7 protein-coding genes are annotated in these 26,991 nt (G+C 69.2%); 2 read left to right on the forward strand and 5 right to left on the reverse strand.

Annotation, left to right across the window (positions count from 1 at the left end):
• Positions 1-11 precede the first annotated feature (11 nt).
• On the forward strand, positions 12-419 hold the full coding sequence (locus AC1VVM_RS20555) for a carboxymuconolactone decarboxylase family protein (RefSeq protein WP_482957276.1): 408 nt from the start codon (positions 12-14) through the stop codon (positions 417-419).
• On the opposite strand, the gene AC1VVM_RS20560 is transcribed toward AC1VVM_RS20555, so the two are convergent.
• From AC1VVM_RS20560 to AC1VVM_RS20570, 3 genes are read right to left on the reverse strand one after another with little or no spacing between them, the layout of a single operon-like run.
• Positions 416-1,807: an aminotransferase-like domain-containing protein gene (locus tag AC1VVM_RS20560; RefSeq protein ID WP_482957277.1), complete on the reverse strand. Its 1,392-nt coding sequence runs from the start codon at positions 1,805-1,807 to the stop codon at positions 416-418. The two genes, AC1VVM_RS20555 and AC1VVM_RS20560, sit on opposite strands and share 4 nt — an antisense overlap.
• A 39-nt stretch (positions 1,808-1,846) precedes the next feature.
• Positions 1,847-2,167 (reverse strand): hypothetical protein, encoded by a 321-nt coding sequence (locus AC1VVM_RS20565; RefSeq protein WP_482957278.1) that lies wholly within the window; start codon positions 2,165-2,167, stop codon positions 1,847-1,849.
• Between the two features lies 1 nt (position 2,168).
• Positions 2,169-2,597: a DUF983 domain-containing protein gene (locus AC1VVM_RS20570; protein WP_482957279.1), complete on the reverse strand. Its 429-nt coding sequence runs from the start codon at positions 2,595-2,597 to the stop codon at positions 2,169-2,171.
• Positions 2,598-2,764: 167 nt separating this feature from the next.
• Between AC1VVM_RS20570 and AC1VVM_RS20575 the strand changes: the two genes are divergently transcribed.
• Positions 2,765-3,220 (forward strand): c-type cytochrome, encoded by a 456-nt coding sequence (locus tag AC1VVM_RS20575; protein WP_482957280.1) that lies wholly within the window; start codon positions 2,765-2,767, stop codon positions 3,218-3,220.
• 67 nt (positions 3,221-3,287) lie between these two features.
• Here AC1VVM_RS20575 and AC1VVM_RS20580 read toward each other — a convergent pair whose 3' ends face one another.
• Positions 3,288-8,735: an autotransporter outer membrane beta-barrel domain-containing protein gene (locus AC1VVM_RS20580; RefSeq protein ID WP_482957281.1), complete on the reverse strand. Its 5,448-nt coding sequence runs from the start codon at positions 8,733-8,735 to the stop codon at positions 3,288-3,290.
• A 105-nt stretch (positions 8,736-8,840) separates the two neighbouring features.
• Positions 8,841-26,990 carry a hypothetical protein gene (locus tag AC1VVM_RS20585; protein WP_482957282.1) on the reverse strand — a complete coding sequence of 6,050 codons (18,150 nt, stop codon included), beginning with the start codon at positions 26,988-26,990 and terminating at the stop codon, positions 8,841-8,843.
• Position 26,991: the final 1 nt, after the last annotated feature.

Here is a 26,991-nt window from a genome sequence, read left to right on the forward strand (position 1 = left end):
GTGTGAAAGCGATGGGAACCCCTTCCGACAAGCAGGAACGCGGCGTTCGGCTGCTCGGTGACGTCCTTGGCGAACCGCTTGAGGCGGGCCTGCGCGAACACATCGACTCAGACGATTTCGGCAAGCAATGCGCGGCCTGGGCCGCCGAATTCGCCTACGGCACAGTCTGGTCCCGCGAGGGTCTGGAAAACCGTATGCGCAGCGCGGTCGTCATCGGCATGCTCATGGCGCTGCGACAGACGGAAGAATTGAAGCACCACGTGCGGATCGCGCTCGATTTCGGGATCACGCAAAAAGAGCTTGAGGAAATGCTCTACCTCGCAGTGCCCTATGCCGGTTTTCCGGCCGCGAACACGGCCAAGCACGCGATGAAGGACGCGCTCCGGGACATCGCTTCCAGCCGTGCGGTTCCGGATTAAACCAGACTGACCCGTCGGGATGCCTCCGGACGGATCAGAGCAGCCAACAAGATCAGGCCGCGTTGCAATCTCTCTCTGGAAATCGATCCGCCAATCGAGACACGAAGCATGGCGCTTCCCGAGTTCGATGCCCGGTCGACCGCGAAAGCATCTCCCGGAATCGCGGAAAGACCGTGCTGGCGCAGAGCGTCCGCAATGTGCTGCGCATGGGCGCCCTCGCCCGCCGCGACCCACAGGTGATACCCATCTTCCTGCGATCCGAAGGCTTCGTTCGGGAGACATTTGCGCGCAATCGCCTGCCGCGCGCGGGCTTCGCTGCGAACTTCCCCGACGAGCTTCTCGAAAGTGCCGGTGCGGATCCACTCGGCCACTACGGCGGCATTCAGCGGCGGGGCCATGATAGCCGTCTCATGCATGTCGGCCGCGAGCCGCCATGCCCTCGCCACATCCGGAGCGCGCAGCCAGGCAACCCGTAGTCCCGGCGTCAAAGCCTTCGATACGCTGGCAATGTGCCACGTATTGTCGGGGGCAAGCGAGGCAATCGGACTGACAGGGTTCCTTGACAGAAAACCATAGGCATCGTCTTCGATCAGCAGGAGATCGTGCTTGTTGACGATCGCGGCAATGGCCTCCCGCCGCTCAAGCGGCATCGTCACTGTCGTTGGATTATCGTTAGTCGGAACGATGTAGAGACCGCGAATAGGGCGCGCGGCGCAAGCTTCCTCAAGCGCGGCCGGGTCCATTCCCCCTTCGTCGGAAGCGATCGCGGCCAGTTCGACGCCGAACCGGCGGGCCAGTGCCAGCAATCCCGGATAAGCGAATGCGCATACCGCGATCACGTCACCAGCGCTGAACTCGGCACTGAAGATGGCGTGAAGCGCGTTCTGCCCGCCCGCCGCCACGAGCACGCTGTCTTCGCTGCACGGAATGTTGCGAGCCGCCAGAAGCTCGGCACCGGCCTGCCGTATGCCGGATCCGCCGCCGCTGCGCTGATACTGGAATGGCAGAGCCACGCTGTCCGATGAAAGGAGCGCAGAGGCACAATCGCGAAAGGCGGCCGCCAAAGTCCCGCCGAATGCTTCCGGCGGGGCGTTCATACCCACATCTCCCGGATCGCCAAGCGAAATGCCGGGCGAGGAAACCGGCTTGGCACGGACGAAGCTGCCGCGCCGTCCGCTTCCTTCGATAAGGCCGAGGCGCTGGGCTTCGCCGTAAGCACGGGTCACGGTGGTCAGGTCCACCGCCAGAGCTTCCGCGAGCGCTCGCTGCGGCAGCAGGCGCTCACCGGGCCGCAGCGTTCCGGCATCGATATCGCGCGACAACGCCTCGGCAATCGCCAGGTACTTCGGTCCGCGCGCCGCGCTGATGTCGGGTATCCAGCCTTGCATGGGAGCCTTCCGGAATATGCATGCGGTTTGCATGCCTTGTCAGTCCCGATGAAAGAACGGCGGGCGCCCGGCAAGAACGTTTCTCGCCATCTCGCCACCATCGTGGTTGGCCAGCGCACCGCCTGGAGTTGCTTCATCCCAGAAGCCGGGATCCGCATATTGAACCAAGGCGGCCTCATAACGGGCCATTCTTGCCGCCTGATCTGCCAATAGCGCGGCCACAACTTCGATTTCGGGAAAATCATCCGCCCTCCCGTCGCGGATCATCCCGGCAAGATCGGGGCGGTTGATCGCCTCGTAGAGATCCAAAACCAGTCGCGATGCGAGATCGAGCCGACGGGGTAACGTTTGCATGCCCATATCAATCGCCCTTGCGCTCGGCGCGGGCATGAAGATCCGCCCAAAGCTTCTCGGTGCCCGCTTCCTGCGCCTTGTTTACATATTGGGAAGCGACCAGCCACCCCTTGATATATTGCAGGGGAACCACGCAGCCGATCCCGAGCAAGGGGAACGATGTCAGCAAATGCACCCAGAACGGCGGCTCATAGACGACCTGCAACCAGACCGCGAAAAAGGTGAGCGGAAAGGCCACGATGCACAGCGAGAAGAAAGCCGGGCCATCGTCCGGAGCGGCGAAATTGTAGTTCAGGCCGCATGTCGGGCACGTATCCTGAAGCTTGAGCCATTTACGGAACATGGGCCCCTTGCCGCATCGGGGGCAGAGCCCTTTCAGGCCGCAACGGAAGATCCATTGGCCTTTGCTTTTGGGAGTGGCGTCTTGATCCAGCATCGGGCGGAGCCTTAATCGATTTGCTTGAGTCTTATTGCCATATATAACGCTATTTGCATGGATTCAATATCCATGCAAATAGCCGTAACGGATTTTGTATGGATCGGCACGGAGGCTATCGTGAGTGAAGGTGATGTGATGGATCCCGGTGGTCGGGCGACCGCGACGTGATTCAGTGCCCCCTCATTCGGCTGGCATCGATCGTCCTACTTGCTCTGGGGCTCGGCGGCTGCGGCGACGATCGTCGCGAAGAGCGCTTGCGGGCAGCGGGCCCCCATCCGTCGCTCGATGCCCTGATGAAAGTGGCGGATGCCGATGTCGGCGCCCGGAAATTCCGGCAATGCGCCGCCTGCCACAGCATCATCGAAGGTGCTTCCGATCGGGGCGGTCCCAACCTTTACGGCGTCTTCGGCAAGCCCATCGCCAGCAACAGCCCCCGCTATGGCTACACGGCGGCCCTCTCGTCTTACGGCGGCACATGGGATGAGCGCACGCTCAATGTATGGATCGCCAACCCGATGAAAATGGTGCCGGGCACGTCGATGCAATTCGCGGGCGTGGAAGACCCACTCACCCGCGCGGATCTGATCGCCTATTTGCGATCCCAAGCACCGGGGAAATGATCTAAGAAATGAAAAAGGGGCGACGCACCGAAGTGCGCCGCCCCTCTTGTTTGGACTTTCGCTGCCGTCAGAAGCGGAAGGCAACGCCTGCACGGCCAGCAACACCGCTGCTGCCCGAACCGGTAACGCCTTCCACCTTGGCGAAGGCGGACAGACCGTCCGAAGCGCCCTGCACACCCACTTCCCAGCGCGCGCGGCCGCCTTCGGCATCGTCGCGGAAGTAGAGGTCCTCTCCGCCCGAAGACAGCGTGGCACCGGGGCGGCCGTTCATTTCGCCTTCCCAGTTCGCGCCGACATAGGGCTGGATCGCCCAATTGCCCGAGTGGGTCTCCACGCCCGCGCGCAGGCCCACTCGGCCGTAGAAGCTCTGGACATGGTTGAACTTCGCACCGACGCCGCCCTGCGTCGCGGCAAAGCCGTCAAGGTCCGCATTGGTCCACGATGCACTGGCCGAAGGTTCGAGGAACAACATGCCGGTGCGGATGTGGTAGCCCGCCTCGATCTCGACGCCGTAGCTCGTACCGTTGGTCTTGGGCGCGCTGGCGCCGTTGTCCATATCGTACTTCAGCGAATAGCGATCGAGCTTCGCCAGACCGTGGGCGAAGAAGCCGCCCGCACTGCGATAACGAGCGTAAAGGCCCACGTTGCCGCCGTTGAGCTTGATCTGGTCGCCGGTCGACTTGACCTTGCCTTCCTGCGAGACGTAGCCCGCAGTCATGCCGACGCCCCAGTCGCCGCTCTGGTCGCTGCCATGGCCCCAGTCGAAGCCGAACTGACCGCCCCACCACGTGTCGCGCACATCGAGATTGGGCGCAAACGTCGTGGGGGTGCCCAGCACGGTTTCCGAATAGAGCGGGCGCGAGCGGTTGGTCTCGCTGCCGCCAAGGACCTGGCCCCAGAGCGAGGTGCCTTCCTTCGGAGCGATACCGCGCATCTGATCGGACCATGCATCGCCCGAACGGCGCCAGTAGTGGCGCACTTCGGCGCCGGTGCGCACCAGTTCGAAGGCCTGCGTGCTGGGCACACCGACCAGATCGACATTGCCCGTCGCATCGGTGACCAGCTGATAATCGACGAAGCCCTTGTTGACCGCGCCACCATCGAGAACGAAAGCACCGGCAGTCGCCGACGCTGCGTTCACCAGACGGATGCCGTCGAAGTTGAACTTGGCTGCCGTGCTGCCGCTGAGATCGGTGATGATGATGGTCGTTGTGCCGGACGCCGCGCCGACATTGAGCTGGTCGGCCGACTGTGCCGGATTGCTGCCCACGGCGCTGGCGCCAAGGTTCGCTTCCAGCACGACACGCGAATTGCCGCTGCCCACGAAGGCCGCATTGCCGAGATCGAGCACGTCTCCGGTGTGGCCGTTGACGAGGCTGATCGTGCCCGAGTTGCGGAAAGTGGTGACGCCGGTCAGCTTCATCGTGGCCGCCGCGGTCGCTGCCGCGTTGATGTTCAGCATGCCGCTGTTGATCACCGTGGCATTGCCCGCAAACGTGCTGTTGCCGCCCTGCGCGTTCCACGTCCCGGCGTTGGTCAGCGTGGTCGAGGCCGTATCGAAGGTCATGTAACCGTTGATCGTGCCGTTATTGGTCAGCGCTGCCGCACCGCCCGAAAGCGCGACGGCGTGGTTGCTGTCCGCGCCAACCGTGCCAGACAGAGCGACCGTCTGGCCGCCTGCCGCATCCGAGACGAGACCATACGTCGCGCCGTGGAGCGTTGCCGCGGCGCCCTGCGTCACTGCAGCACCGCCGCCGGTGGTGATGGCAAGGCCCGCGCCCGTCTTCGAGACGGTGTTGCCGCCGCCAACCAACGTCGCCGAGACGTTCCCGGTGGCCGAATTCAGGCTGACGGCATCCCCGCTTGCAGCCGAAACGCCGGTGCTCGCCAGCGTGATGGCACCGCTGTCCGACGTGGCGACAATGCCGCGTGCGCCTGCACCGGTAACCGCCACGGTCTGGACCGTCAGTGTCTGCGCGCCGCTGCCGGTCTGGACCGAAATGCCGTCGGAACCGGCGCCGCTGGTCGCGACGTTCCAGCTGTTGATGGAGATCGAACCGGTGCCGGTCGCCGTGGCGGCAATACCGTCCGAATTCGCACCCGCAGTGGTGACCGAACCCAGGTTGGTGAGCGAGCCTGCACCGTCACCGAAGATGAAGTTCACGCCATTGGCATTGTCGCCCAGCGTCGAAACGCCGCCCGAATGGTCGACGGCCGCTGTGCGCAGCAGCGCCGAGGTCACCGATCCGCCCAGCGTGAGCGAAACCGTACCGGCATCGGCGCCGCGCACGGTCACACCGCTGGCGTCGGCGCCGGTCGTCGATACCGAGGCGAGCGTGGCAGTGATCGCGCCGGTGGCACCGCTGCCGGTCTGCGACAAGATCACGCCCTGCACGCCGTCGCCGCTCGCCTGCACATCGGCCAGCGAGGCTGTGAGCGCACCGTCCGCACCGGTCCCGACAAGCGAAACGCCCGCACCGGTGCCGCTGCCCGATGCGACGACCACGCCGCCGGTGTCAGCCAGCGCGATTGCGCCGCTGCCTGCAAGGTCAACGCCGAACACCTCACCCGTTTGCGTCGTTGCCGACACATCGCCCAGCACAAGGTTCTGGGTTCCCGTGAAGTCGGTGGTCTGCACGCCATGGGCGCCCGTCGCACCCGTGACGGTGATCGCGCCGGCACCATCGACGACGAGGTTATTGCCCGCGTGCGCAAAAATGCCGGTGGCCGCGCCGCTCGTGCTGGTGACGGAAAGCGAAGCCGGAAGATGCAGCGCGGCCGTACCCGTGCCGTCCGCCAGTTCCACCCCGCCGACATCACCGGCCGCGCTGACATCGAGGCCGCCCGTCAGCGTGACCGTCTGGTCGCTGCCGCCATCGACGGTAACACCCTGCGCGACGCCGCTGGCGCTCTGTACCGAGACCAGACCTGCCGTGGTCAGCGAGATTGCACCGGTGTCTCCGTAGAGACCGATGCCGCTGGCCGTGCCGTCCGCCGAAACCGTGACCGGCCCGGCAAGCGAAACGGTCTGAGCCCCCAGGCTCCCGATCGAAAGACCGGTTGCCGTGCCGCCGAGAGAGGACGCATCGTTGGTAACGGACAGCGCACCGCCCAGCGTGACGTTCGCGCCACCGTTAAGGGAAGCGGTCAGACCCAAGGCCGACGCACCCGCCGCCGAAACCGTCATACCCTGAGCCAGCGACACCGATCCGTCATTGCCGGAAAGGTTGACGCCGATCGCCGAACCGGCCGCTGCCGAGACGTCGAAGGCGCCGCCAACCGTCAGGCTGGCGCTTTCCGTCGAATCCCTAAGATCGGCGCCATAGATATCGCCGCTCGTCGAGGTGAGCGAGAAGGTGCCGCCCAGATCGATCGACTGGGTCGTGCCGCCCTGCTGGACAAGGCCTTCGAACAAGTTGGCGCCGGTGAAATCTCCGGCAATCGCCAGCGAAACCGGACCGGTAGCACCGATCTGGAACGACCCATAACCGCCAGCGCCACCCGCGACGACGAGGTTACCGTCGACAGTCGCCGCCTGCGACGTGCCCCCGATCATATATGTGCCGAATGCAAATGCGCTTCCGTCGCCCGCATTGACGGAAACGTCCTGCGTCGAAGCAATCGAGAGAGCGCCGCTGCCGTAGACGCCCGCACCTGCGGCGCCCGTGCTGCCCTGGATGTTCAGCCCCTTGGCGAAGCTGACCGCAACGTCGGTTCCGCCATAAACGAGAGCGCCAACCGCTTCGCCATCGCTGCTGGTAACATTGACCGTGTCAGCCGCCGTGATCGCTACTACGCCAGTGCTGTCGGTAGAGTAAACGCCATAGACTAAGCCGGCGCCGGTCACATCAAGCGCGCCGGCAAGATGAACCTGCTGGCTGGCGCCGTCCACGATGGCAACGCCATAGGCGTCACCCGTTCCGCCCTCGACGGTGAGCGCACCCGAACTGGTCACCGACGCGGCGCCGGTGCCGCCGGCAAGGGCAACTCCTTTGGCCCCGTCCGAACCCGTAACCGTTGCACCGCTGGCAAGCGACACGGTCTGATCGGTGCCGTCTTCCAGCGAGATACCGACGGCCGAGCCTGCGGTGTTGGTCACGTTGAACAGATCGCCGAGAGTCACGCTCTGCGCGCCGGTCGCGCCGGAAGTGGAGATCCCGCTGGCGTCGCCGCCCGCCGCCGAAACCGTCAGCGAAGCGCCGTTGCCGCTGCCCGGAATGACCGAAATATCGACCGAGCTGCCGCCGGTCACATCGATACCCCTGGCTCCCGCGCCGGTGCTGGTGACCGTCAGATTGGCACCGGTGAAGCCCACCGAAACCGCGTCGGTCGCGCCGTTCAGGACTACGCCGCTGGCACCGCCGATCGCGCGCACGTCCAGATCACCGATGTAGGCCGTGCCGCCGACAGTGGCAGGCGCGAAGGCCACGGTCTGCGTGGTCCCGCCGGAAACCGAAACGCCGGTCGCCGAGTTAGTGCCGGTCACGCCGACATACTGGCCCGAACCGGTCACGCTGACCGCGCCGGTGGCATTGGTAACCGCAAAGCCAGTCGCATCGGCGCCGGAGACCGTGAAGGTGCTGGCGGCGCTGGTGCGGGTGGCGGCCATGGTCACGTCGGTAGCCTGATCGACCGACATGCCGATTGCACTGCCGCGGGTGGAAGTGACGGAAAGCGCGCCTGTGTTCGTCAGCGCGCTGGTTCCGGTCGATCCGTTGCCGCTGACCGCAAGGCCCGCGGCGCTGCCGGTGTTCGACGACACAGTGAGCGTCGCGTTGTTGGCCAGCACGAAGTTACCCGCGCTGGGTACAGTGCCGATGCCCACGGCGTCCGCGCCGTCGGTGGTGACTTTTACCAGGTTGGAGTTGGTGGCCGTCAGCGTACCGCCGCCAACACCGCTGGCACCAAGACCGAAGAATTGGCCGGATCCGCCCGAATTGACGGTGACCGTGCCCTGATTGACGATGCTGCCGTTGGTGCCGGTGATCCCAAGGCCCACGCCCCCGTTGACGCCGCCGCTCGATGGCTGCGTCACCGTGACTGTACCATCGCTGGCATTGGTGATCGTCGCCGAACCAGCGCCCAGTGCGCCTGCGAACGCGCCCGTGCCGCCGGAATTGACCGTACCGTGGTTCTCGATCACGGCATTGCCGGTGCCCGACGTCGTTGCCTCAAGCCCAGTCTGGGTGCCCGTGATCTTCGATCCGCTGCGCGCGCCGATCAGGGCATCGTGGTTCGCGGACCCGCTGATGGTGACCGCGGTCGGGGTTCCGGTCGCATTGATGACGGCGGTGCCGTAGATATCGATCTTCAGGTTAGCGGTCGTGCCATAGGTCGTCTGATCGTAGCTGACGCCGTTGGGGAAATTGTTGCTGTCGCTGATGCACGAGACGACATTGGGATCGGCAGAAGTAGCGGGGACGCCGCAAGCACCGGAAGGCACTGCCTGGGCGACGCCGGGCGCGAGTATCACGAGGGTCAGCGCCGACGCGCCGGCCATGAGCTTGGTCTTCAAGGCAATTCTCCTGTTAGCGCAGTTCTGTTGGCCGGGTCTGCGAAGACCCGGCCGAAATCGTGGGAATGTGTGGAAGCATCGGGATGGGCATGACGGGCGCCGCGGTCACATGTGGAACCGAACACCGACCATGGCGGTAACGTCATTATAGCCCTTGCCGAGGTCGGCCCCGACGCTGGCCTGCAAATCCACATTGTGCATTTGCAGGGTGGAACGCAGGTCGATCCGGCCGCTGTTGCTGACGGCCCGCGCTCCCGTGGTGGTGAAGCGGAAGTCCGGAGCCCCGGCGAATGCCGAAGTGATCGAACGGTCGGGGTCGAAATCGTGGACCCACGCAGCCCGCAGCGTGGTGACGAGGGCCTTGCCCTGCGGCAAGTCGATACGGCCCGCAACATTGGCGCCCAGCAGGCTGCGCGCGCGGGTCCAGTCCTTCCCGAAGAAGGCCAGGCCGAGCGTCGCGTTCTGCTGCGCGTCGCCATGCGTCTCGACAAAGCTCGGCAGTTGGAGGCGCGTGGCTTCCAGTGCACCGAAGGGCTGGAAGACAACGTTCCCGGTGCCGAACTGACGCGCCACTTCTGCGCGGCCCGACCACGCATGCGCAGTGAAGTCGCCGCGCGACTGCACATTGCCGTCGGCATAGAGCCACATGTCGCGCACGTAGTCGGTGTTCGAGACGCTGTAGAGCAGGTCCGTGCTGAGCGTCCATGCTCCCGGATGGAAGCCCGCATAGGCGCCCACCGTGTAGACCTTGGCCTTGCCCGACGTGCTCGCTCCCGCAACCGAGAAGCTCTGCGGATCGAAGCCGAAGCTGGCGCCCACAAGCGTCCGCGCATCAAGGCGATAGTCCCAGCCGCCCTGGACGACATAGCCGCTGGTGCGCGTGTCGTGCGCGCCATCGGTTCCATCGAGCCGCTGACGGCCACCCTGGACGGTCATCCAGAGATTGCCGAGCTTCTCCTTCTCCCAGGCCGGCGCGAACATGCCGATACGGCCGAGGATCTGGCTGTCGATGCCGTCGTGGTTGTTGCCCACCGCCGTTAGCGTCGCACTCTGCGCGGCAGTCACGCCCTCGCCCGTCAGGCTGTCATAGACCGTGCCCAGCGCGCCGACCGTCGGGATCGAGATGATCGCGGCGGCCGTCGGCGCGAAGGCGTCGGTCGGCGTCTGCTGGATCTGATCGAGTACGCCGCCGATCATGGCCTGACGCTGGGTCAGTCCGGCCGGGGCATATTCGACCACGTAGCGGATCGACTGCTGGTTGGTCGAAGGATACGCCAGCGAGAACGTCGCCACGGCCGAATTCGGCGCAACGAGCTGAACCGCATCCTGCCCGGTGATCCCACCCGCCGCATCAAGGATGACGACTTCGTTCGTCCCGGTCCGGGCATAGCCCAGATTGAGCAGGTTGGTGGTGACCTTGCCCGCCAGCACCGCCGCGCCCGATACGACGACCCGGTCGGCCGTATTGGCCTTGAGGTCGAGATCGAGGTTGTACTCGCTCGCCGCCGTCAGGGTCAGGCCGCCGCTCACCGCGAGCTGCGCCACGACGCCGCCACCGCCCGGATTGAGGATGCCCGAGTTGACGAACGTGCCCGCACCCACGTTGACCAGCGAACCGGCCAGGAAGATGCCGCCATTGACGTTGGTGAAGCTGCCGACGCCGCTACCCAGGTCGATCGAGCCGACGATGGTGCCCGAGTTGACGATGGTGTTGTTGCCGCCCTCCGCGTAGATCACCAGGCCTTCCTGCCCGTCCATGGTCTGGAGCGTGCCGGAGGTGGTCACCGTGTTGTCCGCGCCGCCCAGCAGCGAGACGGCATGACCGCCCAGACCGCCGACGACATTGACCTTGCCGATGTCCAGCGTGATCGCACTGGCGCCAAGGCCGCCGGTGCTCTGCGCGACGAGAGCGCTGGAGCCCGTGCCGGTGGTCACGACATCGGCGTTCACGGTGAGGTTCACCGTATTGCCGATGCCCGAGCTGCCCAGCACGCCGGTGCCGGAGCCCAAGGCCGAACCACCGCCGCCCACGGACTGGACAACCACACCGTTGGCATTGGCGCCGCTGGTGTGGATCGCCGCGCCCACGGTGACATCCACCGATCCGGCGTCGACGCCGTTCGCGATCGCCGCCGTCTGGGCGATGGAGGCCATGCGCGCCATGCGCAGCGGGCTGACAGCACTCGCATCCACCACGTCCAGCGTCTGGACCGTGCCGTCCGCGCCAACCACGGAGGCCGCGCCGCCGCCGCCGCCGATCGACTGCACCAAGAGTGCCGTCGATCCCGCGCCGGTAGTGGTGATCGTCTGATTGATCGCCACTGAAACGTCGCCGCCGCTGCCGGTCGCGCCGTTCGATGCGCCCAGAGTCAGCGTGCCGTCCGCGTTGGCACCCACGGCGCTGACGTAACCGCCGCCGCCGCCGATGGACTGGACGACGACACCCGCCGCACCCGCACCGGTGGTCTGGACACGGCCATCGAGCGTGAACTGGATATTGCCGCCCGAACCGCTGGCCGCGCCGCCAAGATCGACATTCGTGACCTTGCCGGTGCCCCCGGTGTTGTCGAGGGTCGCGAGACCGCCGCCGCCGCCGATGGACTGCACGAGTACCGCGTTGGCGCTGATGCCGCTGGTGACGACATCCGCCTTCTGGTCGAGCACGATGTTGCCGCCGTCACCGCCCGCACCGCCGGTCGATCCGGCCGCAAGGGTGATGTCGCCCAGCGTGCCGCCTTCCATCGAGGACAGCGTGGCAACGCCGCCGCCGCCGCCGATCGACTGGACTACCAGCGCCGAGGCGAGGTTGCCCGAAGTGCCGATAGCCCCGGTCGAGGTCGTGAACGTCACGTCCCCGCCGTTGCCCGCCGTGGTCTGCGAACCACCGACATTCAGCGAAGCGCCTGCCAGCGAACCGTCGGCAAGGCCAAGCGCCATGGTGCCGACACCGCCGCCGCCGCCGACAGACTGGGCAAGCAGGCCGATGGCCCCGTCGCCCTCGGTAACGATCGTTGCGCTGTTGGCGATGGTCACCGCCGCGCCCGAACCCGCCGAGTCCCCGCTGCCGCCGACAATGGTGGACCAGACGGCGTCGCCGCTGCCCAGCACCACGTCCCCGGTAACGCCCTCGGTACCGCCGCCGCCGCCGATCGACTGCGCTGCGAAGCCGATGGCGCCTGCGCCCTTGGTTTGGACCTCGTTGGCGTTGGTCACGACGATGACGTTGCCGTCACCCGCGACGCCGCCGGTGCTGCCCAGTTGCAAGGTCAGGCCGTTCGAGCCGACTTCCAGCGGATCGGGCACGGAGAGCGCGACGTTACCGCCGCCCGCGCCGATGGCCTGGGCCAGCAGGCCGTAGGAAAGCGCGCCCGCCGTCTGGAGCACACCGCCCGAGAGGTTGACGACAACCTTGCCCTGCTTGCCGCTGATCCCTTCGCCCTGCGCGCCCAGCGTCAGGTTCACGCCGTCGAAGGCGCCTGCCTGCGCGGCGATGGCATAGGCCGACTGGCCGCCGCCGCCCGCGATGGACTGGGCGAGCACCGCGATGGAATCGTCCGCCACGGTGACGATGCTGCCGGTGGAGGTGACAGTCACGTCGCCGCCATCGCCGCCCGCACCGCCGGTGCCGCCCACTTGCGTGTTCAGCGAACCGCCGGTGACCGCCAGCGAGCCGGTGAAGCCGCCCGCACCGCCGCCGCCGCCGATCGACTGCGCCAGAATGCCGACCGAAGCCGCACCTTCCACAAGGATCGAACCGGTGTTGGTGACAGTGATGTCGCCGCCGTTTCCGCCTGCGCCGCCCGTGCCGCCAAGCGCGGAAGTCACGCCGCCAAGCCCGGTGCTGAGCGTGCCGGAAACGACCATGCCCGCCGTGCCCCCGCCGCCGCCGATGGACTGCGCGAAGACGCCGTAGGACAGATCGCCCTTGGCATCGATCACACCGCTGTTGCTGACCGTGATCGTGCCGCCGTCACCGCCGGCCCCGCCCGAGCCGCCAAGGCTCGTCGTCGTGGAACTGCCGGTGCTGAGCGAGCCGGAGATGGACATGCCGCCAAGGCCGCCGCCGCCGCCGACCGACTGTGCGAAGACCCCTATGGAGTTGGCTTCCAGCGTCTGGATCACACCGCTGTTGGTCACCGCGATGTCGCCGCCATTGCCGCCGCCGGCACCCGCGCCGCCGATGGACTGGCTGATCGCGCCGCCCGCGCCGACGGAGAGCCCGCCCGCGAAGCCGCCCGAACCGCCGCCGCCGCCGACCGACTGGCCTAAGACCGCAACCGAGCCCGCGCCCTGCGCCAACACGTTGCCGGCATTGGTCAGCGTGATCGCGCCGCCATTGCCGCCGCCGCCGCCGGAGCCCGCGCCCAGCGTCGAATTGACCGCCCCGCCCGTGGCGATGGTGCCGTCGACCGCGAAGCCGCCCGAACCGCCGCCGCCGCCGATGGACTGGGCGAAGACGCCGTAAGACAGATCGCCATCGACCACGATGGTCGCGCCTGCGGCATTGGTGACGCTGATCGCGCCGCCGTCACCGCCGGCTCCGCCCGAACCGCCAAGTGTGTTGGAGATGCTGGAAACCGCACCGTTCGCCGCCAGCGAGAAGCCGCCAAGGCCGCCGCCGCCGCCCACGGACTGGGCGAAGACGCCTGCCGCATTGGCACCCGCCGCATGGATCTGGCCGCTGTTGCTGACGGTAATATCGCCGCCCTGGCTGGCATCGCCACCGGCACCGCCGATGGTCGAACCGAAGGCGCCCTCGCCCGATCCGGTGAGACCGCCCGCGAAGCCGCCGGCACCGCCGCCGCCACCGATGGACTGCGCGAAGACCGCAACGGCCCCGGCACCCAGCGTTTCGATGGTACCGCTGTTGGTCAGCGTGATCGCGCCGCCAAGGCCGCCGCCACCGCCGGCACCGCCGCCGATGGTCGACTGCGCATCGCCGGTGAGCGCCACGGTCGCGCCGGCCGCAAAGCCGCCGTTACCGCCGCCGCCGCCGATCGACTGCGCCTGGATGCCGTAGGCGAAGGCGCCCTCGGTATAGACCGCGCCGCTGGTGTTCACGGTGATGTCACCGCCGATACCGCCCGCGCCGCCGCTGCCGCCGATCGTGTCGGACACGGCATCGAGCTGCGAAGCCGCGCCACCGACGGCAAAGCCGCCGACACCGCCGCCACCGCCGACCGACTGGGCAAGGATCGCCACCGCCTGATCGCCGGCCGTCGCCACGAGGCCGCTGTTGGAGACCGTGATATTGCCGCCCGCACCGCCGTCGCCGCCGGCTCCGCCGACCGACGAACTGGCCGAAGCGCCTTCGGCCGAAAGACCGCCGCCTGCAGCAAAGGCACCGGCACCACCGCCGCCGCCGATGGACTGTGCGAAGACCGCAATCGAGGCGTCGCCCAGCGTGACGACTTGGCCTGCATTGTCGATGGCAATCGTGCCGCCAAGACCGCCTGCACCGCCGATACCGCCGCCGACGCCGTTCTCCACGTCGTCGCCCAGCGCCAGCGCGCCGCCAGCCGCAAAGCCGCCCGCACCGCCACCGCCGCCAACCGACTGCGCGAAGACGCCGTAGGAAATGGCGCCATCGGTCTCGATCTTGCCGCCGGCTGCGTTGCTGACGGTGATGTCACCGCCGTCACCCGCCGTGCCGCCGTCTCCGCCGACCGTCTGCGAAACCGCACCGGCCTTGGATGCCGCGCCGCCGGTCGAGAAGCCGGCGACACCGCCGCCGCCGCCCACGGACTGCGCGAAGAGCGCCGTCGCATTGCTGCCCTGCGTCAGGATCGAACCGCCGTTCTCCAACGTGATCGTGCCGCCCGAACCGCCTGCGCCGCCCGAACCGCCGATCGTGTTGGAAGTCGCGCCGCCTTCGGCCGAGAGACCGCCGCCGGCCGCCAAGCCGCCCGCACCGCCGCCACCGCCGATGGACTGCGCGAAGACCGCAATCGCGCCCTCGCCCGCCGTCTGGATCGCGCCGAGGCTGCTCAGCGTGACATTGCCGCCGATACCGCCGCCGCTGCCCGAGCCGCCCCCGACGCTGGAGTCCACGTCGCCTTCAAGGCTGAGCGCGCCGCCGGCCGCGAACGCGCCCGAACCGCCGCCACCGCCGACCGACTGCGCGAAGACCGCGTAGGAGAAGTCACCCAGTGTGGTGATCGAACCACCCGCGCCGTTGCCGATGGAGACTTCGCTGCCGTCACCGCCGGCTCCGCCGCTGCCGCCAACCGTGTTCGAGGCGCTGTCCGCCTTCGAGGCGCTGGCGCCGACCGAGAAGCCGCCGACACCGCCGCCGCCGCCCACAGACTGGGCATAGACCGCCGTGGCATTGGCGCCTTCGGTGCGGATCGAGCCGGTGTTGACCAGCGAAACCACGCCGCCGGCACCGCCATCGCCGCCTGCACCGCCAACCGAGTTGGAAGCCGCGCCGCCCTCGATAGTCAGGCCGCCGCCCGCCGCGAAGCCGCCGGCACCACCGCCGCCGCCCACGGACTGGGCGAAGACTGCGATGGAACCGTCTCCCGCCGTGCCGATCTTGCCGGCATTGCTCAGCGAAACCACGCCGCCGATGCCGCCGCCGGCACCGTCGCCCGCGCCGACCGACGAATTCGCATCGCCCTCAAGGCTCAGCGCCGCGCCAGCCGAGAAGCCGCCCTGACCGCCGCCGCCGCCGACAGACTGCGCGAAGACCGCATAGGACAGCGTGCCCAGCGTGATAACGGCGCCGTTCGCGCCATTGGCCACGGAGACTTCGCCGCCGTCACCGCCCGCGCCGCCGCTACCGCCGACCACGGTCGAGGCGCTGTCCGCCTTCGATGCGGAGGCACCCACGGCAAAGCCGCCCTTGCCGCCGCCACCGCCGACAGACTGTGCGAAGATTGCGGTCGCATTGGCGCCTTCAGTCTGGACCAGGCCATCGGTCGTGATCGAAACCACACCGCCGGCACCGCCCGCGCCGCCCGAACCGCCAACGCTGTCCGAAGCCGAACCGCCTTGCGCGGTCAGGCCCGCGCCCACCGCGAAGCCGCCGGCACCGCCGCCGCCGCCCACCGACTGGGCGAAGACCGCCACAGAGCCTGCGCCCTTGGTCGCGATCGTGCCGGTATTGTCGAGGCTGACGAGGCCGCCCGCGCCGCCGCCACCACCGCTGCCACCGCCCACGCCGGACTCGGCATCGCCTTCGAGGCTGAGACCCGCGCCGGCCGCAAAGCCGCCCGAACCGCCGCCACCGCCGACCGACTGCGCATAGACTGCGTAGGACAAGTCGCCATCGGTCGTGATCGTGCCGCCATTGTTGGCGATCGTGACGTCACCGCCCGCACCCGCCGCGCCGCCGCTGCCGCCGACAAGGTTCGAGGCCGCATCGGCGCTGGCTGCTGCCGCACCGGCGGAGAACCCGCCTGCGCCGCCGCCGCCGCCCACCGACTGGGCCAGGATCGCGGTCGCATTGGCGCCCAGCGTTTGGATCGTGCCGCTGCTGGTAACCGAAACGAGGCCGCCGTCACCGCCGCCAGCGCCCTGGCCGCCCACGGCATTGCTGGCCGCGCCGCCCTTGACGCTGAGGCCGCCCGAAACGGCAAAGCCGCCCGAACCGCCGCCGCCGCCGATGGACTGCGCCAGCACTGCCAGCGAGCCATCGCCCCGCGTGCCGATGTCGCCCGCGTTGTCGATGGACACCACGCCGGCCGAACCGCCCGCGCCGCCCGATCCCGCGCCCACGGTGGAGCTGGCATCGCCTTCGAGGGCAAGGCCCGCGCCGACCGAGAAGCCGCCGGAACCGCCGCCGCCGCCGATCGACTGCGCCTGGATCGCGATGGACATCGCGCCTTCGGTAACGATCGTGGCGTTCGCCGTGTTGACCAGCGTAACATCGCCCGCCGAACCCGCCGTACCGCCGTCTCCGCCGATGGAGCTGTTCGCCGCGCCGCCCTTGGCCAGCGCGCCGCTGACCGCGAAGGCGCCGTTGCCGCCGCCGCCGCCGATCGACTGCATCAGCACCGCCGTTGCGTTGGCGCCCTGCGTCAGGATCGTGCCGTCGTTGTAGAGCGAGACCGTGCCCGCCGAACCGCCGCTGCCCGCGCCGCCGCCAATGGCATTGGAAAGGGTGCTGTCGCTGCCGCCCGCAAGGCCCGCGCCCACCGCGAAGCCGCCACTGCCGCCGCCGCCGCCGATGGACTGCGCGAAGACCGCCACGGCGCCGTCGCCGCTGGTCTGGATCAAGCTGTAGTTGTTGACGCCGACATTGCCGCCGTCACCCGCTGCGCCGCCAGCTCCGCCGCCGACCGAGGAGGTTGCCCCTTCGGACAGCGAGAGCGCGCCGCCCGTGGCGAAACCGCCCGAACCGCCGCCGCCGCCGATCGACTGGGCAAGAATGGCGTAGCCGAAGTTGCCGGTGGTCACGACCGTGCCGGTCGAGCCATTGGCCACTTCCACCGTGCCGCCGTCACCGCCGGCGCCGCCGCTGCCGCCCACTGCGTCGCTGGCCGATGCCGCCTTGGAAGCGGATGCGCCCAGCGAGAAGCCGGCCGAACCGCCGCCGCCGCCGATGGACTGCGCAACGATCGCCACCGAGCGGTCGCCCAGCACCTGGATATTGCCGGTGGTCACCACCTTCACGCCGGCCGCATCGCCCCCGACGCCGCCCGAACCGCCAAGGCTGTTGGCCACGGATTCCGAGGTGGAAGAGATCGAGAGCGAGCCGGAGAAGCCGCCCACGCCGCCGCCGCCGCCGATCGACTGCGCCACGACGCCGTTCGATGCCGCGCCGAAGGTGTAGATGTCGCCAGTGTTCTGCACGGTGACCGTGCCGGCGTTCTGGCCCGAACCGCCCGCGCCGCCCGTGGCGCTGGAGGCCGCCTTTTCGCCTAGCGCCAAGGTGCCGGCCACGGCAAAGCCGCCCGAACCGCCGCCGCCGCCGATCGACTGCGCCAATACGCCGTCCGACAGCGCGCCGTGGGTCTGGATCAACGCGCTGGTGGAGACGAGGACATTGCCGCCCACGCCGCCATCGCCGCCCGAACCGCCGGTGACGGCGCTGGCGCCCTCACCATCCGATGCTGCCGCAAGGCCAAGCGAGAAGCCGCCCACGCCGCCGCCGCCGCCGATCGACTGGGCGACCACCGCCGCCGAGCCATTGCCCAGCGTGCCGAGTGCGCCGCTGAGCGTCAGGTCCACATTGCCCGCGTCGGAACCGATGCCGCCCGCACCGCCGACCGAGCTGACCGCCGCGCCGCCGCCCAGCGCCGCCGCCAGACTGCCCGAGAAGCCACCCGCGCCGCCGCCACCGCCGATCGACTGGGCCAGCACCGCATTGGTGGCATCGCCCGAAGTCAGGATCTGGCCGACCGAAACGACCGTGACATTGCCCGCAGCATTACCCGCGCCGCCCGCGCCGCCGACGCTGTCGGATGCGCCCGAGCCCTTGGTCGCAATCGCGCCGGAGACCGAGAAGCCGCCGGTGCCGCCACCGCCGCCGATCGACTGCGCGACGATGCCGCGGCTGTGATCGCCATCGACCTTGATGTTGCCGATCGAGGTCACGCTCACATCGTCGGCCGAACCGGACGATCCGCCCGCGCCGCCAGTGGAACTGGAAACCGCGTCCGCACCCGAAAGTGCGAGACCGGCCGAAACCGAGAAGCCGCCATTACCGCCGCCGCCGCCGATGGACTGGGCGACGATGCCGGTGGAATTGGCCCCGTGGGTGAAGATATCGCCGGTATTGGCCACGTCCACGGTGCCGGCATTGCCGGCCGATCCGCCCGCGCCGCCGCCGATGGTGGAGTTTGCCTCACCCTCTACGCTCAGCGCGCCGCCGACAGAGAAGCCGCCGGAACCGCCGCCGCCGCCGATGGATTGCGCCAGGATCGCGCCCGATTGCGCGCCGAAGGTCTCGATGCCGCCGGTGTGGGTGACGGAAACGTCGCCCGCATCGCCTGCCGAGCCGCCGTCGCCGCCGGTCGAATCCGCCGTCGCGCCGCCGCTGGAGGACAGCGCCGCGCCCACCGCAAAGCCGCCCGCGCCGCCGCCGCCACCGATCGACTGCGCCAGCAGCGCCACCGAGGCCGTGCCCTTGGTGACGACATTGCCGTTCACATCGACGCTGACATTGCCCGCATTGCCCGAGGAGCCACCAGCGCCGCCGCCGATGGCCGAATCTGCATCGCCCTCGATGGACGCGCCCGCGCCGACCGCGAAGCCGCCGGAACCGCCGCCGCCGCCGACCGACTGGGCGATAACGCCACGTGCCTGGGCACCGTCGGTCTGGATATCGCCATCAACCGTAACGCTGACATTCCCGGCATCGCCGGAGGAACCGCCGCCGCCGCCGATCGAATCCGAGGCCGCGCCGCCCGAGGACGAAAGCGCTGCCGAGACCGAGAAGCCGCCGACACCGCCGCCGCCACCGACCGACTGCGCCAGTACGCCGTTGGCCGCCGCGCCTGCGGTGATGACCGTTCCGGTCTGGACCACAGTCACATCCGAAGCGGAACCGGCCGCACCGCCGGCGCCGCCGCCGACACTGGACTTGGCGTCCGAATCCATCGATGCGCCCGCGCCGACCGAGAAGCCGCCGGTGCCGCCACCGCCGCCCACCGACTGCGCGAACACGCCGTTGGCAGATGCGCCTGCGGTCTGGATATCGCCGTCATGCGAAACGGAAACGCTGCCCGCGCTGCCGCCCGCGCCGGCCGAACCGCCGACGCTGGTGCTGGTCGCGCCGCCCTCAAGGCTGAAGCCCGCGCCGACCGAGAACCCGCCCGAACCGCCGCCGCCGCCGACCGACTGCGCGAAGATGCCATTCGAATTCGCACCGCTCGTGACGATGGTGCCGGTTTCGGAGACAATCACATCCGCGCCGTCGCCTGCGGTGCCACCGCCGCCGCCGCCGACAGTGGACGTAGCATCGCCCTTCATCGAAGCGCCAAGGCCCACGGCGAAGCCGCCGTTGCCGCCGCCCCCGCCCACCGATTGGGCCAGGATGCCGTTCGAATTCGCGCCGCTGGTGCCAATGTCGCCCACGCGGTCCACCGTGACGGTGCCGGCATTGCCGCCGCCGCCGCCCGAACCGCCCACGCTATCGCTGGTCGCCGCGCCATCGAGGCTGAGGCCCGCACCGACCGAGAAGCCGCCATTGCCGCCGCCACCGCCGACAGACTGCGCGAAGACGCCATTGGCCTGATCGCCGAGGGTGACGATCGTGCCGGTTCCGGTCACGGTCACATCGCCTGCGTCGGAACCGTCGCCGGCGCCGCCGCCGCCGACCTTGGAATCCGCGTCGCCCTTGATCGAGACACCAAGGCCCACGGCAAAGCCGCCGTTACCACCGCCGCCGCCGATCGACTGCGCGATGATACCGTTGGACCCGGTGCCCTTGGTCTGGATGTCGCTGTCGGCATGGACAGTGACATTGCCTGCGATCGCCCCGCCCGCACCGGCGCCGCCGACGCTGGTGGACGAAGAACCGCCCTCGCTGGAGAAGCCCGCGCCGACCGAGAAGCCGCCATTGCCGCCGCCGCCGCCGACCGACTGCGCGAAGATGCCTGCTGCTGCCGCACCTTCAGTCCAGATCGTGCCTTCGGTGGTGACCGAAACGTCGCCCGCGGTGCCGCCCAGCGAACCCGCGCCGCCGCCGACGTTCGATTCCGCATCGCCCTTCAGAGATACGTCGAGGCCCACGGCGAAGCCGCCGGAACCGCCGCCGCCGCCCACGGACTGCGCGAAGACGCCGTTGGAACCGTCACCCTTGGTGGTGATGCCTTCGCGCGCGATGACCGTGACGTTACCGGCGTTGCCGCCCGAACCGCCGCCGCCGCCAACGCTGTCGCTGGTGGAATCGCCTTCCGCGCTGAAGCCCGCGCTGACCGAGAAGCCGCCAGTGCCGCCGCCGCCGCCGACCGACTGCGCCAGCACGCCGTTGGACGCGGCGCCTTCGGTGTAGATCGCGCCGGTGGTGTCTACGCTGACGTTGTCCGAATTGCCCGCCGCGCCGCCTTCGCCGCCGCCGACGCTCGAAGACGCATCGCCCTTGATCGAGACGCCCGCGCCGACCGAGAAGCCGCCGTTACCGCCGCCGCCGCCGACCGACTGCGCGAAGATGCCGTTGGCGATATTGCCGGTGGTCTGGATCTTGCCGACGTTGACGACATCGACCGTGGACGCATTGCCGCCCGCGCCGCCGCTGCCGCCCACCTGGTTGGAGGACGCATCGCCCTCGCCCGAGAATGCGCCGCCGACCGAGAAGCCACCGGAGCCGCCGCCGCCGCCGATCGACTGCGCGAGGATGCCGTTGGAGCCCGTTCCCGATGTGACGACGGAGTAATCCGCGATGCCTGCATTGGCACCCGCCGTGGCCGAAACGCTGACCATGCCGGCGTCATTGCCGGTGCCGCCGTTGCCGCCGACGCTCTGCGTGTCGGAATCACCCTTTGCCGAAAGGCTTGCGGAGATCGAGAAGCCACCATTGCCGCCGCCGCCGCCGACCGACTGCGCGAAGATGCCGTTGGCAATTTCACCGGTGGTCTGCACGGTGCCAAGGCTGGTCACGTCGACATTGCCGGCAAGGCCGCCGCTGCCGCCAGTGCCGCCGCTGCTGTTGCCGATGGACTGCCCCTCGACCGTGGCCGAGGCGGTCAGGCTGAAGCCGCCGTTGCCGCCGCCGCCGCCGATCGACTGGGCCTGGATGCCCGCCGCAAGGTTACCCGAAGTCCACACATTGCCGGTCGAGCCGAGCGTGACGTTGCCCGCCGTATTGCCGGTACCGCCCGAACCGCCGATGCCCACGGCCACCGCATTGCCCACCGAGAGCGAAAGCGCGCCGGCGAAACCGCCATTGCCGCCGCCGCCGCCCACCGACTGCGCGAAGAGGCCGACCGAGCTGGCACCGCTCGTCGAAATATCGCCGGTGCTAATCAGCGAGACGTCGCCCGCCTCGCCGCCCGAACCGCCCTTGCCGCCAACCGCGACCGAGGCTGAAATCCCGTCGCTGCTCGCCGTCAGCGTACCGGAAACGGCGAAACCGCCATTACCGCCGCCGCCACCGATGGACTGGGCCAGAATGCCGTCCGCCTGATCGCCCAGCGTGGTGATGTTGCCTGCGGAGACGACCGAAACCGCCTCACCCTTGCCGCCGGAGCCGCCCTTGCCGCCCAGCGCCAGCGCTGCCGAGGCATATTCCGCGCCTGCTACTGCGACTGAGAAGCCACCATTGCCGCCGCCGCCGCCGACCGACTGGGCGAAGATGCCGTTGGATAGCGTGCCTTCGGTGTAGATGTCGCCCGTGTTGGCGAGCGTGACAGTACCCGCATCGTTGCCGGTGCCCCCGGTGCCGCCGAACGACAGTGCCGCCGCACCGTACTGCGCGCCCGCGACGCTGGCGGAGAAGCCGCCATTGCCGCCGCCGCCGCCGATGGACTGCGCGACAAGGCCGCTCGACTGGTCGCCCGTAGTCGCGATCTGGCCGGTGGAGGTGAGCGTGACGTCGCCCGCCGTGCCGCCCGCGCCGCCGGTGCCGCCGAAGCCGATGGCGACTGCGCCGTACTGGCCGCCCGCCGCGCTGACGCTCCAGCCGCCGTTGCCGCCGCCGCCGCCGATGGACTGGACTTGCGCGCCCGCGCTGAAGTCGCCCAGCGTGACGATGTCGCCGGTATTGGTCAGGTCCGCGTCGCCTGCCGCACCGCCGGTGCCGCCCTTGCCGCCGAAGCCAATGGCTGCCGCGCCGTACTGTGCAGCCGCCGCGCTGACGGAGAAGCCGCCGTTGCCGCCGCCGCCGCCGACCGACTGCGCAAACAGGCCCTGCGAATAGTTGCCCTCGGTCCAGATATCGCCGGTCGAGGTGAGCGTGACGTCACCCGCCGCGCCGCCCGTGCCGCCGTTACCGCCGAAGGAGAGCGAAACGGCGCCGAACTGGGCGCCCGATGCAGAGATCGCGAAGCCGCCGTTACCGCCGCCGCCGCCGATGGACTGCGCGCGCACGCCGGCCGAGAAGTCGCCCGAAGTCGTCAAGTCGCCATCGGAGTCGACCGAAACGTCACCCGCCGAACCGCCGACACCGCCCGTGCCGCCCATCGAGAGGCTGACCGCGCCGAACTGGCCGCCTGCCGCCGAGATCGCGAAACCGCCGTTGCCACCGCCGCCGCCCAGCGACTGGGCGAAGATGGCGTCGGCATTGTTGCCCAGCGTCTGGATGTCGCCGGTGCTGTCGATGCTGACATTGCCGGAGGAGCCGCCGTCGCCGCCCTGGCCGCCGAACGAGGCGGAAATGCCGCCGCCCTGGCCGCCCGAAGCCGCGATGGCGCCGCCGCCATTGCCGCCACCGCCACCGACCGACTGCGCGAACAGGCCCTGCGAGCTGTCGCCCTCGGTCAGGATATTGCCGGTGCTGACCAGCGTGACCGTGCTGCCGGTGCCGCCATTGCCCGCGCCGCCGCCGAACGCCAGCGAAGCGCCGCCGGCCCAGCCGCCGCTGGCCGAAATCGCCAGACCGCCGTTCCCGCCGCCGCCGCCGACCGATTGTGCCAGAATGCCGGCCGCAGCCGCGCCCTGCGTCCAGATGCCACCGTCAGAGGTGACCGAAACTTCGTCGCCGTCGCCGCCGTTGGCGCCCGCGCCGCCCATGGAGAGGCCCGCGGCACCGATGCCGCCGCCCGAAATCGCCGCCGAGAAGCCGCCGTTACCGCCGCCCCCGCCGACCGACTGGGCAAGGATACCATTGGACAGGTCGCCCACCGTGGTGATCGTGCCGGTGCTGGAAACGGTGACCTTGGCGCCCTTGCCGCCGTTCGCGCCGCTGCCGCCGAAGGCTGCCGACATCGCGCCAATGCCGCCGGCCGATCCGGAAACCGCAAAGCCGCCATTGCCGCCGCCACCGCCCACCGATTGGGCGAAGATGCCGTTGGCGCTGACGCCTTCGGTCGAAAGGTCGCCCGTCGAGGAGACGGTGACATCGTCGCCCGCGCCGCCATTACCGCCGCCGCCGCCGAAGGTCAGGCTGGCCGCGCCCGCCGCACCGCCCGCAAGGCCCACCGCGAAGCCGCCATTACCGCCGCCGCCGCCGACGCTTTCGGCGAAGATCGCGTCCGACTGATCGCCCTTGGTCGAGATATCGCCAACCGAGACGACCTTGACGGTCGAACCGTCCGAACCCGCGCCGCCGACGCCGCCGAAGGTGGAGGTGATCGCACCGATGCCAATCGCCGCGCTGGCCGCGAAACCGCCATTGCCGCCGCCGCCGCCGACCGACTGTGCGAAGATGCCGCGCGACTGGTCGCCCTCGGTGGTGATGTCCGTGGCGCTCTTGACATCGACGAGGCCGCCTGCACCGCCAACGCCACCGCCGCCGCCGAAGCTCATCGCCAGCGAACCGCCGAGCGAGGCTCCCGCCGCAACCGAGAAGCCGCCGTTACCGCCGCCGCCGCCGACGGAGCTGGCGAAGATGCCGTCCGAAAGCTGGCCCTTGGTGGCAATCGTGCCTTGCAGGCCGACGCGCACGGCGCCACCTGAGCCGCCCGAGCCACCCGAGCCACCGAATGCGATCGACGCCGTCGCGCCAATGCCCGCCGAAGCCGAGAGCGCAAAGCCGCCATTGCCGCCGCCCCCGCCGACCGACTGGACGAACAGGCCGCTCGAACGGTCGCCATACGTCTCGATATAGGCCGCGCCCATGTCGGAGCTGGCCGTCGTGCAGGCGGAGTTGGTGTTGACGCAGATATCGCCGCCCGCGCCGCCGCCGCCGCCCGAACCGCCGAATGCGGCGCTGGCGAAGAGCCCGCCCGCCACCGCCGAACCGCCGTTGCCGCCGCCGCCGCCAATCGATTGCACGAAGATCGCGGTCGCGTCGTCGCCCGAAGTCGAGACGAGGCCGGTTTCGTTGAGGACGACCTTGCCGCCCTTGCCGCCGTTGCCGCCGTCGCCGCCGATCGCGAGCACGCCGGTGCTGGAACCGCCGTTGCCGCCGCCGCCGCCGATCGATTGCGCAATGATACCCAGAGCCTGGTCGCCCTGGGTGGTGATCATGCCGCTGTTGGTGACCGTGACCACGCCGCCATTGCCGCCGCCGCCGCCCGAACCGCCAATCGAGATGAGACCGGTCGAGGAGCCGCCGTCACCGCCGCCGCCGCCCACAGACTGCGCCTGGATGCCGATGGAGCGCAGGCCGGTGGTCAGGATCGAGCCGCCGTTGGTGACCGTTACGCTGCCGCCGGGGCTCGTGCCCGAGCCGCTGCCGCCAATTGCGGCAAGGCCGGTCGAATTGCCGCCGGCGCCGCCGCCGCCGCCCACCGATTGCGCGAAAATGCCGCGCGCATAATCGCCCGTGGTCTTCAACGCGCCTTGGTTGTTGACGATCACAGTGCCACCAAGGCCGCCGCTCGCGCCCGAACCGCCAAGGCCGACAAGACCGACCGCACCGGAACCAGACCCGCCGCCGCCGCCGACCGATTGCGCGAAGATCGCATCCGCCCATGAGCCGGACGTGGTGATCGATCCGCCCGAGCTCTGCGTGACCTGAACCAGTCCGCCGTCGCCGCCGCCCGCGCCCGAACCGCCGAGCGAGACAAGACCGCCGGTGCCCGCAGCCGAACCGCCGCCGCCGCCAACCGACTGGGCGAAGATACCCTTGCCCGAAGCACCGGTCGTCACCATCGTCGCGCCCGAAGACACGTACACGGTGCCGCCATTGCCGCCGCCCGCGCCCGTGCCGCCCAGCGCGGCCAGACCGCCGCTGACGCCGGCATTGCCACCGCCACCACCGATCGACTGCGCCATCACGCCGTAGGAGCCGATGCCCGCCGTGGAGACATAGGCGCCATCGGCAATGGCGATGCTGACGGTTCCGGCATCGCTGCCTTCGCTGCCGGCACTGCCCAGCGCCACCAGACCGACCGTCGTGCCGCCGTTGCCGCCGCCGCCGCCTACCGATTGCGCAAAGAAGGCATGGGCATAATCGCCGGTCGTCTTCGTGGAGGAATCGAAGCCCGCAGTGATCGTGGCGTTGCCGCCCGCGCCGCCCGCGCCGCCGGAGCTGGAATCGGCGAATACGCCGCCACTGGTGCCGCCGCTACCGCCCGAGCCGCCCACCGACTGCGCAAGGACGCCATGCGCACCGTCCCCCGAGGTCTGGACGACGCCATTCTGGTTGACGAGGACATTGCCGCCCTTGCCCCCGTAGCTGCCACCGCCGCTGGACGCGACGAGGCCGAAGCTGTCGCCGCCGCTGCCCGCCGTGCCGCCAAGGCTTTGCGCCAGAATGCCGATCGAACCGTCGCCGCTGGTGGCAACGGAACCCTCGTTGGTGACTGCCGCATTGCCGCCCACGCCCGGCGAACCGCCGCCCGAACCGCCGCTCGACAGCCAGCCGGAACCACCATCGCCGCCCTTGCCGGCCGAGCTGCTGACAAGGATACCATAGGCACTCGTGCCCGTGGTCACCACGCTCGCCGTGCTGACCAGACTGACATCGCCGCCTACGCCGGCAGTGCCGCCGGTGCCGCCATGCGAGCCGAGATAGCCGTTGCCGCCCTTGCCGCCGTTACCGCCGATGCTCTGCACGATGACGGCCGCCAGGCCGCTCGACTGCGAGGAAATCGAACCAGAGATGGAATCGGTGATGTCCGGACCATTCGAACCCGAACCACCGTTACCGGCCGAGATGAACAGCGCGCCGATGTGCCCGTTGCCGCCGCTGCGGCCGCGCTGGACGTTGCGATAAGTGCGATCGCCCGGGTCAGAAGGCAGATCGATGTTGTCGGCCCCGCTCGCATTGGTCGCGGGCGCGATCGAGGTTACGACATCGGTGGTGCTGATCGTGCTGTCGGCAGAGCTTTGCAGCGAGACGGACGTAACCGCGCCGCCGGAATTGGTGGTGACATCAGTGACAGTGTAGGTCGTCCCCGAAACGTCGAAAGTCTGCCCCACTTCGGTGGCGAGCAGGATCACATTGTTGCTGGCCGTCTGCACCTGCATCGGCGGCATCTGCGTGGTGACGACTTCCAATTCACCTGTAAGCGGATTTTCGATCTGCGACCCGACAGGCGGCATCACGATCGGCCCCGGAGTGGGAGTGGGAGTCGGCGTGGGGGTCGGCGTGGCAGACGGCGTCGGTGCGGGGGTGGCAGATGCCGCGAAGGGCACGACCCCGCCCAAAACCATCATTGCAGCAAGCGTCGCCACGGACGTTCCCGCGCGCCATGAGCGGGCAGAGCGCGTCTCTCCCGTGCTCTCGGTGGAACGGCCAGCGAAAGTGTCAATAATGTTCAAG

The sequence above is a fragment of the Novosphingobium sp. BL-S-33 genome, from assembly GCF_056857025.1.